At 68.2% G+C, this 14,639-nt stretch carries 13 protein-coding genes and 1 pseudogene; 6 read left to right on the forward strand and 8 right to left on the reverse strand.

Annotated features, from left to right (window positions below; all coding sequences use genetic code 11):
- Positions 1 to 14 precede the first annotated feature (14 nt).
- A complete protein-coding gene (locus tag LIG30_RS19230) occupies positions 15 to 1,109 on the forward strand; it encodes a potassium channel family protein (RefSeq protein WP_038714546.1) in 1,095 nt (364 codons plus the stop codon).
- 99 nt (positions 1,110 to 1,208) lie between these two features.
- Here LIG30_RS19230 and LIG30_RS19235 read toward each other — a convergent pair whose 3' ends face one another.
- The gene (locus LIG30_RS19235) at positions 1,209 to 2,744 is read right to left on the reverse strand and encodes a methyl-accepting chemotaxis protein (protein WP_038714549.1); all 1,536 of its coding nucleotides are present in this window, start codon (positions 2,742 to 2,744) and stop codon (positions 1,209 to 1,211) included.
- Between the two features lie 163 nt (positions 2,745 to 2,907).
- Between LIG30_RS19235 and LIG30_RS27320 the strand changes: the two are divergent.
- A pseudogene (locus LIG30_RS27320) lies at positions 2,908 to 3,050 on the forward strand (transposase); the annotation flags it as partial.
- A 90-nt stretch (positions 3,051 to 3,140) separates the two neighbouring features.
- Here LIG30_RS27320 and LIG30_RS19240 read toward each other — a convergent pair.
- Together LIG30_RS19240 and LIG30_RS19245 are read right to left on the reverse strand one after the other, a co-directional pair.
- The gene (locus LIG30_RS19240; RefSeq protein ID WP_038714550.1) at positions 3,141 to 3,986 is read right to left on the reverse strand and encodes an alpha/beta hydrolase; all 846 of its coding nucleotides are present in this window, start codon (positions 3,984 to 3,986) and stop codon (positions 3,141 to 3,143) included.
- Positions 3,987 to 4,045: 59 nt separating this feature from the next.
- Positions 4,046 to 5,143, reverse strand: coding sequence for an OpgC domain-containing protein (locus tag LIG30_RS19245; protein ID WP_038714553.1), 1,098 nt, complete (start codon positions 5,141 to 5,143; stop codon positions 4,046 to 4,048).
- 381 nt (positions 5,144 to 5,524) lie between these two features.
- On the opposite strand from LIG30_RS19245, the gene LIG30_RS19250 reads away from it, so the two are divergent.
- A complete protein-coding gene (locus LIG30_RS19250) occupies positions 5,525 to 6,676 on the forward strand; it encodes a porin (RefSeq protein WP_038714555.1) in 1,152 nt (383 codons plus the stop codon).
- A gap of 55 nt (positions 6,677 to 6,731) precedes the next feature.
- On the opposite strand, the gene LIG30_RS19255 is transcribed toward LIG30_RS19250, so the two are convergent.
- Positions 6,732 to 7,643: a LysR family transcriptional regulator gene (locus LIG30_RS19255; RefSeq protein WP_038714556.1), complete on the reverse strand. Its 912-nt coding sequence runs from the start codon at positions 7,641 to 7,643 to the stop codon at positions 6,732 to 6,734.
- Between the two features lie 683 nt (positions 7,644 to 8,326).
- Between LIG30_RS19255 and LIG30_RS19260 the strand changes: the two genes are divergently transcribed.
- The 3 genes from LIG30_RS19260 to LIG30_RS19270 all read left to right on the forward strand — a co-directional run bounded on the left by LIG30_RS19260 (position 8,327) and on the right by LIG30_RS19270 (position 11,173).
- A complete protein-coding gene (locus LIG30_RS19260) occupies positions 8,327 to 9,178 on the forward strand; it encodes a peptidoglycan DD-metalloendopeptidase family protein (protein ID WP_038714557.1) in 852 nt (283 codons plus the stop codon).
- A 122-nt stretch (positions 9,179 to 9,300) separates the two neighbouring features.
- Positions 9,301 to 10,194 carry a class A beta-lactamase gene (gene bla, locus LIG30_RS19265; protein ID WP_038714558.1) on the forward strand — a complete coding sequence of 298 codons (894 nt, stop codon included), beginning with the start codon at positions 9,301 to 9,303 and terminating at the stop codon, positions 10,192 to 10,194.
- Between the two features lie 106 nt (positions 10,195 to 10,300).
- Positions 10,301 to 11,173 (forward strand): LysR substrate-binding domain-containing protein, encoded by an 873-nt coding sequence (locus tag LIG30_RS19270; protein WP_038714560.1) that lies wholly within the window; start codon positions 10,301 to 10,303, stop codon positions 11,171 to 11,173.
- Positions 11,174 to 11,258: 85 nt separating this feature from the next.
- Here the strand turns inward: LIG30_RS19270 and LIG30_RS19275 are convergent, their stop codons facing one another.
- From LIG30_RS19275 to nikC, 4 genes are all read right to left on the reverse strand, one after another.
- Entirely contained in the window at positions 11,259 to 11,594 is a 336-nt protein-coding gene (locus LIG30_RS19275; RefSeq protein WP_038714562.1) for a type 1 fimbrial protein, read from the reverse strand.
- Positions 11,595 to 11,981: 387 nt separating this feature from the next.
- Positions 11,982 to 12,758 (reverse strand): ABC transporter ATP-binding protein, encoded by a 777-nt coding sequence (locus LIG30_RS19280; RefSeq protein ID WP_038714564.1) that lies wholly within the window; start codon positions 12,756 to 12,758, stop codon positions 11,982 to 11,984.
- The gene (locus LIG30_RS19285; protein WP_200929706.1) at positions 12,755 to 13,687 is read right to left on the reverse strand and encodes an ABC transporter ATP-binding protein; all 933 of its coding nucleotides are present in this window, start codon (positions 13,685 to 13,687) and stop codon (positions 12,755 to 12,757) included. Before LIG30_RS19285 ends, LIG30_RS19280 begins: the two co-directional genes overlap by 4 nt.
- On the reverse strand, positions 13,677 to 14,591 hold the full coding sequence (gene nikC / locus LIG30_RS19290; RefSeq protein WP_038714566.1) for a nickel transporter permease: 915 nt from the start codon (positions 14,589 to 14,591) through the stop codon (positions 13,677 to 13,679). The genes LIG30_RS19285 and nikC overlap by 11 nt, the downstream gene beginning before the upstream one ends.
- Positions 14,592 to 14,639: the final 48 nt, after the last annotated feature.

Genomic DNA, 14,639 nt, shown 5'->3' on the forward strand with positions numbered 1-14,639 from the left:
CAGGAGACACCCCGTTGGCCTCGTCGCCCGCTCAACGCCGGTCGTTGCGCTTCCGCCTGCGCCGCGCCCGCAATCCGTGGCAGGCGCCGCGCACACGCACGCTGTTTACGCGCCCCGCGACGTCGCCGCGGCGCACGCTGCTGGTGCGGCTGTGCTTCGTCGTGTTTCTGTGCTCGCTCGCGTTCCTCGTTCTCTACCTGGACCGCGACGGCTTGCGCGACACGACCAAGAGCACGCCGATGACCGTCGCAGACCTGATCTATTTCACGATGGTCACGGTCGCGACGGTCGGCTACGGCGACATCGTGCCCGTCACCGCACGGGCGCGCCTGATCGACGCCTTCTTCATTGTGCCGATCCGCATCGGCATCTGGTTCGTTTTCCTGGGCACGGCCTATCAGTTCGTGATCCAGCGCGTGATCGAGGAATTCCGCATGAAGCGCCTGCAAAAGCAACTGACCGATCACATCGTCGTGTGCGGCTACGGCCTCTCCGGCTCGATCGCCGTGCGCGAGCTGCTCGAAAGCGGCGTCGATCCGGCGACCGTCATCGTGATCGACGCGCAGCAGCAGGCGATCGAGGCGGCGACGTCGCTCGGCGTGGCCGGCCTGCTCGGCGATCCCGCGCAGGAGGATCTGCTGCAGCAGGCGCAGGTGCGTGAGGCCAAGGCCGTGATCATTTCGGTGACCGACGATCCGACCGCAATCCTGCTGACGCTGTCAGTGCGCAGCATCGCACCCGACACGAAGATCGTCGTGCGGATTCAGGAGAATCTCTATCAGCGCCAGTTGCGCCAGGCGGGCGCGGACGTGATCGTGTCGTCGACGAAGATCGGCGCGCTGTTGCTCGCCGACGCGGTCAGCAGCCGCTATATCGTGCCGTTCGTCAACGACATGCTGTCGACGCGCGGCCGCGCGACGCTGCTGGAGCGGCTTGCCGCGCCGCACGAGATCGGCTGCATGTCGAACGCGGTGCCGGGCGCGCTGATCGTCCGGCTCGACCGTGGCGGCAAGGTCCATTCGTTCTACGAAGACCCGCCGTGCCGCATCGAGGCGGGCGACACGCTCGTCGTGATCCAGTCCGCGCGGATTCCCGATCCGGATGTGTGAGCGTCGCCAATGCGCGACACCCCGAAGCGACCTGCGACCCCGTCGAAGCGGCGTGAGATCCGGTTCGGGCTGAATGGCGCGACGGTGGCCGGTCGGCCATCAACCAAGCCGGAACACCGACACGGCGGACCTCAGACGTGCCGCCTGTTCGTCGAGCGATGACGCGGCCGCCGCGGCCTGTTCCACGAGCGCGGCGTTCTGCTGAGTGACTTCATCCATTTGCGTGACGGCCTTGCTGACCTGCTCGATGCCGGTACTTTGCTCGTCGGAGGCGGCCGAAATCTCGCCCATGATGTCGGCAACCCGGCCGATCGATCGGACGATTTCCGTCATGCGCTCACCTGCCACGTCGACGAGACGGCTGCCGCTGCCGACCTTGTCGACCGATACCTCGATCAGCGCCTTGATGTCTTTCGCGGCCGCCGCGCTGCGCTGGGCGAGCGAGCGGACCTCCGACGCGACGACGGCGAACCCCCGTCCTTCCTCGCCGGCTCGCGCCGCTTCGACCGCCGCGTTGAGCGCAAGGATGTTCGTCTGGAACGCAATGCTCTCGATCGTGGCGGTAATGTCGGCGATCCGCGCGGACTGATCCGAAATCTGCCGCATCGTCTCGACCACTTCCTGCACGGCCGTACTGCCGAGCTCGGTCGCGTTCTTTACGGTGTTCACGAGGCCATTGGCCTGGCGCGCGTTCTCGGCGTTCTGTTTCACCGTCGCGGTGATCTGCTCCATGCTCGCAGCCGTTTCCTGTAGCGAGGCGGCCTGTTCCTCCGTGCGTTGCGAGAGATCGAGGTTGCCTTGCGCGATCTTGCCGGCGCCGGCGGCGATCGAGTGGCTCGCCGACTGGATTTCGGCGATCGTCGCGGCGAGCCGCGCCTTCATGTCGCCGAGCGCCGCGAGCAGGCTGCCCTGGCCGGCTTTCGTCGCGTCGAACGCCACGTCCAGATTGCCCGCGGCGATTCGGCTCGCGACGTGCGTCGCATGCGCCGGCTCGCCGCCCAGCGTGCGCCTGACGCTGCGCAGGACGGTCCATGCGATGGTCGAAAGGGCCGCGGCGATGGCGAGCGCGATGGCGCCGAGCACAGTCGCGAGCCGGGCGAACGCTGCGTCGATGTCGTCGTAGAAGAAGCCGGTGCCGATCCACCAGTCCCAGTCCGGAATGGCGACCACGCCCTGGAGCTTCGGCTCCGCCTCTGCTCCGGGGCTGCGCTTGACCAGCACGTCGACGAGCGCGAAATGCGAGCGCGCCATCCCGGCGCGATAGGCGTCGCTGTCGGACAGGCCGTCGGTCGTGCGGTTGCCTTTGGCCCTGGTGCCGATGAACTTCGCGTTCGGGTGAACGAGATTGATGCCGTCGGCGGTCGTGGCCCAGTAGTAGCTTTTCGCATTCGCGTTGAGTTGCGACAGCGCTGCTTTCGCCTGCTGCCGGGCCTGATCGCGCGTAAGGGTTCCGCGGGCCTGCAGCTCCCTGTATGAGTTGACCAGATGTTCGGCCTTCGTCAGCAGGATGACGATCTCTTCACGACGGCTGTCGATCAAGGCGCCGCGCAGCGTCTGCAATGCCATGACAGCGAGTAGCGCGACGCCGAGCAGCGCGGCGACGACGAGCAGCAGCAATTTCGTGGACAATTTCATCGGGGTGCCTGTCAATGTTAACCATTTGGTACACATATCGGCCCTGGATGCGCAACCTTGAGCGGTATCGCTTCAGTAATAACCCGAGATTCGTGCGCTGATCGCACGCGGGCGATCCATTCAGGGAGGGCGATGCATGGCTTTTCCCCTCCGATGCCGTCCGCTGAAAAGTCAGCGGAGAGGTTTCGGGAGAAATCTTGTCAGGAAGAAATCGCGGTTCGCCGAGGAACCGATAATCGGGGGGCTTGGAGGAAGCCGGCGCGGGCATGACGGTCGGGGACGTATGCCGGAAGCACGGCATATCCGATGCGATGTCCTATATATATGGACTGCATCCGGGTTCGAGCCGGCGATCGGAGTGCCGCCGCGGCGCCGCAGCCCGGCGGCGCGGCCGCGTCACTTCACGCAGTCGAGCGTGTACTTGAGCGCCGGCCCGATGAGGCCGCGCCAGACGTCCCACGTGTGGCCGCCGTCGACGATGCGCAGTTCGGCCGGATTCTGCGCGCGCCGCAGCTGCGTATAGAGCACGCTCGATTCGGCCTGGATCGTCAGGTCGTCGTCGCCTGCGGCGATGAACATCGGCACGCGCCAGGTGCGCCCGAAGTAGCCGCGCCACAGCGCCGGATAGTTCAGCTCGTGCCAGACCCTCGCCTCGAACTGCTTGTCGCCGAACACGCCGACATAGCGGGCCGCCGAGTTCAGCGGCGGCTCGTTCGAGTAGATCGCGGGGCTCAGCAGCATCGCGCCGCAGAACAGGCCCGGCTCGAGCAGCGCGAAGCGCAGCGCGCCGAAGCCGCCCATCGACACGCCGCCGATCGCGCGCCCCGCGCGCTGGTTCGACACCGCGAAATGCCCTTCGACGTCTGGCAGCAGGTCGTTGAGGAACGCGCTTTGCATCCGCTCCTTGCGGTCGACGTACCAGTCGGTGCCGCCCTGCGGCATGACGATCACGACGGGGGGGATGTCGTGCCGCTCGATCAGCGCGTCGGCCGTCACCTGCAGCCGGCCCTGGGTGATCCAGTCGTTGGCATTGCCGGCATTGCCGTGCAGCAGGTACAGCACCGGGTAGCGCGCGCCCTCCGGGTTGTAGCCGGGCGGCAGGTAGACCGTATACGGCCATTCGCGCTGCAGCGACTCGGAGTGGAACGAGCGGGTGACGATGCTGCTGTCGGCGGTCGCCTGGGCGGATTCGACGAAGCCGGCGGTCAGGATGGCGGTGAGCAGAAGGATGAGTCGGCGCATGGCAAGCGTGATCGAAAGGGCGCCCATATCCTAGCAGCGCCGGGCGTCCGCCGCGAGCGTCATCGCCGTGCGCGAAACGGCAGCCGCTGCACGAGCGGCGCATAGAGCTTCGCGACCAGGTACAGAAGGCCCATCGCGACCACGTCCGCGGTCAGCCCGAGCGGCACGTCCAGGTAGCCGTCGGTGGCCGCGTACAGCAGCGAGTCGACCGCGAGCGAGATCGCCGTGCCGGCGACGAAGCACAGGAGGCCTTGGCGTCCGATCGTGCCGATCCACGGCATCGCATGCGCGACCTTCTTCATCCAGCCGAGGTGGACGAGCTTGGCCGCGAGCCACGCGATCCCGAGAAAGTTGACGAGCCGCAGCACGCCGAGGTTCTGCTTGATCGACGGATCGGCCGGGAACGGCTCGATGCGCAGCCGGTAATATGCGCCCGCGATGACGATCGCGACCGCGGCGGCGGTGACGAGCCAGCCTTGCGGCTTGCGGGCGAGCGTCTGGTAGACGGGCTGGCAGCGCGAGATCACGCCGAACACGAACAGGACCTGCCACGCGAACGGGTTGAAGTCCCATGTCGCGCCGTCGACGGTCGGCAGATAGTGCGCGGCATGGCGCGCGGTGAACCACAGCGACGTGCTGAACGCGAGCAGCAGCCACGGCTGGGTGCGCGCGAGCGGCAGCGCGAGCGGCACGAGCAACGCGAAGAACGCGTACATCGGCAGCACCGACGCCAGGTAGGGCTGGCGCCTGAACAGCAGGATGTCGCGCAGCGCGGCGAGCGGCTTTTCCATCAGCCCGTCGAGATCGTTGGTCGGCATGTTCGGGCCGTCGATCGAGAATGCGTTCAGCGCGGCCGTGATGAGCAGCATCAGGCCGGCCGTGACGAGAAAGGCCCGGTAGATTTCAAACGAGCGTTTGATGAAGCGCTGGCGCGCGGCCGCCGCGTCGTGCCGCTCGACGAGCGAGTTGTACGCGATCGCGGTCGCAAAGCCGCCGAGGAACACGAACACCTCGGCGGCGTCGCACAACGCGTACGCGTGCAGCGTGACGCGCGACAGGATGCTGCCGCCGATGTGGTCGACGACGATCACGAGCAGGACGAGTCCGCGAAAGAAGTCGAGTTCGGCGTAGCGGGCGGGCTTGGCCGGGGCGGTCATGGGCGCGCCTCCCGGCGCGCGGCGCGCGCGCGGCCGTGACGGGCCGCGCAGGAATCGCGGTGAAGCATAACTTCGTGAAGAAATGACGAATGAACCCGCATTGTGCCACTGATGTGGAAAAAGCCGGGTTTACGCCGATGGCATCGGGGCGTGCCGCGACCCGCAAGGCCGCCCGGAGAGTGGTGCCGCATGGGCAGTTGGCATTACACAACGCTGCCCGCGCGCGCCATGCACCACGATGGACGTCTGATCGGGGCCGTGACACTATTTTGACGGAATCGCGGCACGCGGCACCGCGCAGGCCGCGATTCGGGCACGGCACGATAACGCGACGACGCGCCTCGCCGAAGGCGCGCGATACCCGGTTCTGGAGATCGAACAATGAGAAAACACGTCATTCCGGCGGCAGCGCTCGCGCTCGCCGCGCCGGCGTTCGCGCAGAGCGGCGTGATGCTCTACGGCCTGATCGACGAGGGGATCAACTACACGAACAACGTCAGCGTGAATGGCGCGGGGCATGCGAACTACCAGCTCGCGAGCGGCTTCGTGCAAGGCAGCCGGTGGGGCCTGCGCGGCGCGGAGGACCTGGGCGGCGGCCTGAAGGCGATCTTCACGCTGGAAAACGGCTTCGACGTGAACACCGGCCATCTGGGCGAGGGCGGCCGCATGTTCGGCCGCCAGGCGTTCGTTGGCCTGACGCACGCGCAATACGGCGCATTGACCTTCGGCCGCCAGTACGATTCGCTCGTCGACTATCTCGCGCCGTTGACCGCGAACGGCAACTGGGGCGGCACGCTGTTCTCGCACCCGTTCGACAACGACAACACGGACAACTCGTTCCGGGTGAACAACACGGTCAAGTATGCGAGCCCCGACTGGAACGGCCTGTCGTTCGGCGGCACGTACAGCTTCAGCAACGGCACGAACTTCGCGAACAACCGCCAGTACAGCATCGGCGCGCAATATTCGCTGGCCGGCCTGCAGGTCGCGGCCGCGTACCTGCAGGCGAACAACGCGGGCAACGGCGCGGCAGGCGCGATTGCGGCCGACGACGCGAATTTCACGGCGGCCCGCCTGCGGATCTTCGGCGGCGGCGTCAATTACACGTTCGGCGCGGCGACGCTCGGCTTCGTCTATACGAAGATGGACGCGAAGAACCCCGTGTCGACCGTGTTTCTGCCGGTAGCGACGTTCTCGGGCCTGGGCCTGACGGCGACGAAGTTCGACAACTTCGAAGTCGACGGCAAATATCAGCTGACGCCGGATTTCTTCGTCGGCGCGCAGTACGTGTATACCGACGGCAAGTTCGACGCGGCGAACGGCTCGATCAAGCCGAAATACCACACCGTGGGCCTGATGGCCGACTACAACCTGTCGAAGCGCACCGACGTCTACCTGCAGGGCGCGTGGCAGCGCGTGACCGGCGACAAGACCGGCACGATCGCCGACGGCGGCTACGTGGTCGGCACCGACGGCCCGTCGTCGTCGCCGAATCAGTTCGCGGTGCGCGCGGCGATCCGCCACAAGTTCTGATGCGCGAGGCACGCGCGGCGGGCGCTGCCCCGCCTGCCGCGCGAGGTGGCGCCAGTCAGGCGGCCCGCCCGGGCCGGCCGAGCGTCTGCGCGAGCCAGTCGACGAAGATCCGCACGCGCGGCGCGAGATGCCGGCCGTGCGGCAATACCACCGACACCGGCAACGGCGCGGCATTCCATTCCGGCAGCACTTCCACCAGCGTTCCGTTCGCGAGCGGCGTGTCGAGGCCGTCGCGCGGCGCCTGGATCATCCCCAGCCCGGCCACGCAGCACGCGAGATAGGCCTGCGAGCTGTTGACCGATACGATGCTGCGCATCTTCACCGTGTGCATTGCGCCGGTATCCATGTCCGCATATTCCCAGTCCAGCTCGCGGCCGGTCCGGCTCGAGAAATAGCCGACCGCGACGTGTTCCGGCAGGTCGTCCGGCGAGCGCGGCGTACCGTAGCGCGCAAGATAGCCGCGCGACGCGCAGTTCATCTGCGCCATTTCGCCGATGCGCCGCGCGACGAGCGACGTGTCGCTGAGCGCGCCGACCCGCACCGCGCAGTCGATGCCGTCGGCGACCAGGTCGACGAAGCGGTCGGTTGTGCTCATCACGACGCGCAGGTCCGGAAAGTTCGCATGAAAACCCGGCAGCGCCGGAATGACCGCGTTCAGCGCAAAACGCTCCGGCAGATCGACACGGATCACGCCGCGCGGCGACGTGCCGGCTTCCTCGAACAGCGTTTCCGCGTCGTCGAGATCGGCCAGCAGGCGGACGCATCGTTCGTAGTACGCCGCACCCTCGGCGGTCAGCGCGACACGGCGCGTCGTGCGTTGCAGCAGCCGGATCTTCAGATGCCGTTCGAGGTACTGGACGGCGTTGCTGACGGTCGGGCGCGGCAGTTGCATCTGCTCGGCGGCCTTCGTGAAGCTGCCGAGATGCGCGACGCGCGCAAAGATGCGCATTGCGTGCAGATGGTCCATGCGGTCTGGAGTCCTGCGAATGTCGGCCAGACGCCATTGTCAACCCGCATCGAATCGTTTGGTGGATCTTTCGCGTTTATCGACCGCAGATGTGTGGCCAGGGTCGCATCCATCGGCCAGCGCTTCGCGGCAGCAATCGTGAAGCGGCGTGACCGCGGTTGGCGCGCGCAAGAGCACGCTGTTGCAGGATCCATCGACTGCGCCATGGATGCAACTAACGGTCTGATGCGCCACCCACATCTAAACGGCGGTTCCCGCCGGACGCGCGGCGCGCTCGCGTATCCGGAAATGCAGGTGGCGCACCTCGACAGCGGGCAGGGGGCAAGGGCCGTGCGTCACGTGTGTGCGCGCTTGGTGTGACCCCGTTAATGCTCGGTGAGCGGACCCGGTCTCGGTCGATTGCCGCCGGCTGCCTTGCGCGGGCGCATGCCGGCCGGCTTTTGCGGCACGGTGCCCGCGCCGCAACGCGCGCAGCGTGGCGTCCGGCGCCCCTGCCGGAAATTTTTATGCCGGACCGAGCGTCAGACGTTCAAGTTTTTCCCGATTTCGCCGTATTACTGAATTGAGCACGACGCAGACACGCGGATCGTTGATCGATTGTTATCAATGCTTGCATCCGGTTACATGTCGGTCGTTCTATTTTTGAGATGCTTGCAGGATTGTCAACCGGAGTCAGATCGAGCATGAAAAAGCGCGGGATCATTCGCCAGGCGGCCTGGTTGCCGGGTGTTGCGGCCGCCCTTCTGATCGCGGGCTGTGCGGGCACGTCGCCCGTCCCGTCGAGCGATACGCTCGCCAGCGCGCCGGCGAGCGCCGCCGAGGCGGTCGACGCGCCGGCCGCCCCCGTCATGGTCACGGTCACGCGACGCTACGTGGTCAAGCGGCACGACACGCTGAAGGGGATCGCGTCGGCGAACGGCTGCAGCGTCGCCGATCTGCGCGCGTGGAACCGGCTCGGTGCGCGTAGCAGGCTCAGGGTTGGCCAGCCGCTGAAAATCGTGACGAAGCAGGCCGCGCCGGCTGCGCCGCCGGTCGCCGCGAGCGGGGACGCACCGGCATCGGCCGTGCCTGCGGCGAGCGCCGCCGCGGCCGCGCCGAGCCAGCCCGTCGCACGCACGGCACGCGCGCGGCAGGTGGCCAAGGAAACCGCGCGGCATGCGAACGGCGTCACGCTCGCGTGGCCCGCGCATGGCGATGTGGTCGAGCCGTTCAAGCCCGGCCACAATCGGGGCATCGAGATCGCCGGCCGCGCCGGCGACCCGGTGCGCGCCGCCGCCGACGGCCGGGTGATGTACGCGGGCGTTGGCCTGAACGGCTACGGCAGCCTGATTCTCGTCCAGCACAACGCGGATTTCCTGACCGCCTACTCGCACAACCGCAAGGTGCTCGTGAAGACTGGCGACATCGTCCGGCAGGGCGACGAGATCGCCGAAATGGGCGATCTCGACAGTTCGCACGTCGCGCTGCTGTTCGAGGTGCGGCACGACGGCAAGCCAGTCAATCCGATGCCGTACCTGCCGGCGTCCCGGGGCTGACGGAGGACACGCGGCGGCTGGAACACGGCCGCCGTCGCTGCTACGCTTGTCTTTGGCAGCGGCGAGGGCGTTGGGCCGCGTGCCGTGCGCGTCCGTCCACGTTTCGTCTCCGTCCGCCACGTATGGAACATTCTCCGCTGCGCCGTTCGCTGGTGCTTGCCGCCGTTGCCGCGCCGTTCGTCGTCGCGTGCGCCCCCGCCCCCGTCGCCGACCACGGCCGCGCGCGTGCCGCCCAGACCGCGCTCGCAGCGCTCGAGCAAGCGTCGAACGGCCGTCTGGGCGTTGTCGCGCTCGACACCGCGACCGGGGCCCGGATCGCCCACCGTCCGCGCGAGCGTTTCCCGATGTGCGGCACCTTCGCGGTCGTCGTCGCGGCGGCGCTGCTCGCACGCGCCGCGCTCGACCCGTCGCTGATGTCGCGGCGGGTGTTGTACCGCCGCTACGACATGGTGCCGGAGTCGCCGGTCACGAAGAATCGCGTCGACGCCGGCATGACGACCGAGGAATTGTGCGCGGCCGCGTTGCAGTACGGCGACAGGAGCGCGGCGAATTTGCTGCTGGACCTGCTCGGCGGCCCGCGGAGCGCAACTGCGTTCGCGCATTCGATCGGCGACACTGCGTTCCGCCTCGACCGCTGGGAGCCCGAGCTGAACGCGGCAACGCCTGGAGACGAGCGCGACACGACGACGCCGCTCGCGATGGCCGGGACGCTGCGGCGGCTGCTCGTCGGCGACGCGCTGGGCGCCGCGCAACGCGCGCAACTCAAGACGTGGATGCTCGGCAACACGATGGGCGCGGCGGGCATCCGGGCAGGCGTGCCGCCCGACTGGCAGGTGGCCGACACGACGGGCGCGGGTGACTACGGCACGACGAACGGCGTTGCCGTCGCGTGGCCGCCGTCGCGTGCACCGCTGGCGCTGGCGATCTATTTCACGCAGCCGGGCGGCGATGCGCGCGCCCGCGACGACGTCGTCGCGGCGGCCGTGCGCATCGTCGCCGAGGTGTTCGCCGCCTGAGCGCGGCGGTCGCGCGTCTCGCGCGATCCCGGCGTTTCGCTTATCGTGACGGTCTGCGCGTGCCGGACGGCGGCGCGCGGCCCACTCACCGCCATCCCGCTTCGCCATGCGCCGACTTCCTCCGCTGCACGCGCTCCAGATCTTCGCCACGGTGGCGCGCCACCGCAGCTTCACGCGCGCGGCCGAGTATCTGTGCATCACGCAGGGCGCGGTGAGCCGCCAGATCCAGACGCTCGAAGCGCATTACGGCTTCCCGCTCTTCAAGCGGCACGCGAAGGGGCTGACGTTGACGGCCGAGGGCGAGCTGTTGCTGCCGGTCGTCAACGAGAGCTTTGCGCGGATCGAGGACATTTCGCTGAAACTCACGCGGCAGCGCACCGATCTCGCGCTGAAGGTGCCGACCTGCGTGATGCGATGGATGCTGCCGCGGATCATGCGTTTCCAGGGCGAGCATCCGGATCTGCACGTGCAGATCACGACCGCGTGGCAGCACGACATCGATTTCTCGACCGAGCCGTTCGACGCCGCGATCGTCTACGGGACGTCGCCCGGCGCGGGCGTCTGCGCGCTGCCGCTGTTCGGCGAGCGCCTGACGCCGGTCTGCGCGCCGGAGCTGCGGCAGGCCGAGCCGCTTGCCGCGCTCGACGACCTCGCGCGCCACACGCTGCTGCATCCGACCCGCGACCACCGCGACTGGCGCGCGTGGCTCGACCATGCGGGCGCGCGTGCGGTCGATCCCGAGCGCGGACCGAGCTTCGACACCCTCGATCTCGCGACGAACGCGGCGATGCAGGGGTTTGGCGTCGCGATCGGCGACGTCACGCTGGTCGAGGACGACGTGCGCGCGCGGCGGCTCGAGATGCCGTTCGACATCGTGCTCGAGACGGGCGCGCGCTACTTCTTCGTTTACCCCGAAAGCATGGGCGGGCAGCGCAAGATCCAGGCGTTCAGCGACTGGATCGCGCGGCACCGGGATTGAGCGGCGGCGTGCGGACTTCGCTCGTCTTTTTCCCGGCGCCGCATGCGCCGCGCGCGTTCGATTTGCGTTAATCGATTTGTAATTTTTATTCGTAGGTAATGACGGCAATTATCGGCATGGCGTTGTTGCGCGATTGCGCCGGTAATTCGATCGAGCGGGACAATTGCGTGAAGTGCACTGTTTTGATGGCCTGCCGGGTGTCGGCATTGACGAATTCGACACTGCCCGCGGCCGGACGCGGGCACGCCGGATGCAGACGGGCCGGCCCGTGATTGGCGGAGTCGAGTTCGAACGGGCACGGCGGCTCGACGATCGTACCGGAAAAGGAGATGGTGCCGGAGCTGCCGCCGGCGATGGACGGGGGCGACGCCAGAAGCGAGGCGGTCAACGCGAGCGATGCGGCAATCAGGCGGTGCTTCATGAGAGGCTCCAGTGGAAGCGCGTCGCAGCGAGGCCGCTCGAATGGCAGTCCGTTCGACGCTGCGAAGCTAAATGCGTAAACGGCAATTCATCGATGTTCTTGAATAAGAAAGGACTATATAAAAAACCGGTAAGCACTGCAGAAATCGGTTGCTTAAATATATGCGGAATTTGCGTTGCCGCAAGTCAGGGTAATACCGGGCATTATTCGGCCGCGCGCGACATGTCGCGTTTGACAGGAAGGGAAAGGGCCGTTCCGGCGACGTCGGTTCGATTGCTCGCCGGCAGCGTCGCGATATCGACCGGCGCATGCACGACGCGCGCCGCTGCCGGCGGAGCGATTCCCCGGGGCAGTCGACGCGCTCGGGCCGGCGCCGTGCGCCGGCGGTCAGGCCGCGGGGGCGTCCACGGCCGGGTTGATGCGGCGATAGCCCTCCGTCGCGCGCAGCAGCGTGCGGGTGTAGTCGGACGCCACGTGTCCGGCGCGCACGTCCTCGATGCCCAATTGCTCGACGATCTCGCCGTGCTGCATCACCGCGACGCGCTGGCACAGGAAGCCGACCACCGCGAGATTGTGGCTGACGAGCATCATCGTCAGGCGCCGCTCGCGGTGCAGGCGGCGCAGCAGGTTGAGGATCTCGGCCTGCACCGACACGTCGAGCGCCGACGTCGGTTCGTCGAGCAGCAGCACGCGCGGCTCGACGATCAGCGCGCGCGCGATCGCGACGCGCTGCCGCTGGCCGCCCGACAGCTGATGCGGGTAGCGGAAGCGGAACGACGGGCCGAGGCCGACTTCCGCGAGCGCGCGTGCGATGCGTGCGTCGGCGTCCGGAATGCGGTGGATCGCCAGCGGCTCGCGCAAGGTCTGGTCGATCGTGAAGCGGGGATGCAGCGACGCGTACGGATCCTGGAACACCATCTGCACGTTGCGGCGGAACGCGCGGTCGAGCTTGCCGCCGATCGGCCGTCCGGCGATCGACAGGCGGCCGGACGCGACCGGCACGAGTCCCGTCAGCGCGCGCAGCAGCGTCGACTTGCCGGAGCCGGATTCGCCGACGAGCCCGAACACCTCGCCGTCGTGCACCGCGAGGCTCGCGTCGCGCACCGCGTCGACGTGCCCGGTACGGGTCGGAAAGCGGATGGATACGCGGTCGATGTCGATCATCGGATGTCCTCGTGCCGATCGGCGCAGGCGCCCGGGCGCTGACTCCGATCCGGTGCGGCGTTCAGCCAGGCCGGATCGCGTTGCAGCACCGGCAGTTCGTCGGGCGGGTTCGCGAGCGGCGGATTGGCCGCCAGCAGCCCGCGCGTGTACGGATGCGTCGCGTGGCGCAGGTCGCGTGCGGCGCAGGTCTCGACGACGCGGCCCGCGTACATCACTGCGACGCGGTCGCAGAACGACATCACGAGCGGCAGGTCGTGGCTGATCAACATCAGCCCGGTGCCGTGCCGCGCGATCATCTCGTCGAGCACCGCGAGCACCTGCATCGACACGGCGACGTCGAGCGCGGAGGTCGGCTCGTCGGCGACCAGCAGGCGCGGGCCGGTCGAGACCATCATCGCGATCATCACGCGCTGCCCCATGCCGCCGGAAAGCTCATGCGGATACGCGTCGGCGACGCGCGCCGGATCGCGGATCTGGACCGCCGCGAGCGCGTCGACGATCCGCTCGCGCAGCGCGTTGCCGCGCAGGCCGGGCTCGCGCAGCCGGAACGCCTCGGCCATCTGCCGCGCGACCGTCATCACCGGGTTCAGCGAATATTTGGGGTCCTGCAGGATCATCCCCATCTGGCTGCCGCACAGCCGGCGTCGCTCGCGCGGCGGCAGCGCGAGCAGGTCGCGCCCCGCGAAGCGCATCGTGCGGGCCGACCAGCGTGCCGAGTCGGGCAACAGGCCGAGCAACGCGCGCCCGGTGAGCGACTTGCCGGAGCCTGATTCGCCGACGATGCCGAGCCGTTCGCCGGGCAAGAGCGTCAGCGACAGGTCGCGCACGGCGTCGGTGACGGTGCCGTCGTGGCCGCGAAAGCCGATCCGCAGCCCGTCGATCTCGCACAGTGGGGAAGTGCCGTTCGTCGCTTGCATGTCACGCTCCATGACGCGGATCGAAGACGTCGCGCAGGCCGTCGCCGAGCAGGTTGAACGCGAGGCTCACGAGCAGGATCGCGGTGCCGGGCAGCGTCGCGACCCACCACGCGTCGAGCAGCACGTTGCGTCCCGACGCGACCATGAAACCCCATTCCGGGCTCGGCGGCTGCGCGCCGAGGCCGAGGAAGCCGAGCCCCGCGACCGTCAGGATGATGCCGGCCATGTCGAGCGTCGCGCGCACGATCACCGACGACGTGCACAGCGGCACGATGTAGCGCAGCAGGATGCGCGGGCCGGATGCGCCCTGCAGCCGCGCCGCGTGGATGAAGTCGGCCTGGGCGATGCGGATCGTCTCGGCGCGCGCGAGCCGCGCATACGCGGGCCACGCGGTGATCGAGATCGCGACGACCGCATTGATCACGCCCGGCCCGAGCGCGGCGGCGAACGCGAGCGCGAGGACGATCTTGGGGAACGCGAGCGCGACGTCGGTGACGCGCATCAGCGCGCTGTCGACGAAGCCGCCGCAGTAGCCGGCCGTCGTGCCGATCATCAGGCCGATCGGCACGACGATCACGACGACCAGCAGCGCGATGCCGAGCGTGATGCGCGCGCCGGCGATCAACCGCGACAGGATGTCGCGGCCGAGCTGGTCGGTGCCGAGCCAGTGCGACGGCGAGCCGGGCGGCTGCAGCCGCTCGGCGAGCACCTGCTGCAGCGGGTCGTGCGGCATGATGAACGGGCTCGCGATCGCGACGGCGATCAGCGCGACGAGGATCGCGAGCCCGAACAGGTTGAGGGGATTCGCGGCGAAGCGGCGCCAGCGGCGGTACGCGAGGCCGAGCGCGGCCTGCCGGCGCGACGCGGGCGCGTCGCTGAGCAGCCACGCGCGCATCGAAAGGCGCTCGGGATTCATGATCGGGAAACCTTCGGCATGGACGGAAACGGAATCGGCGAAAAGGCG

The sequence above is a fragment of the Burkholderia sp. lig30 genome (assembly GCF_000687455.2).
Classification (GTDB): domain Bacteria; phylum Pseudomonadota; class Gammaproteobacteria; order Burkholderiales; family Burkholderiaceae; genus Burkholderia.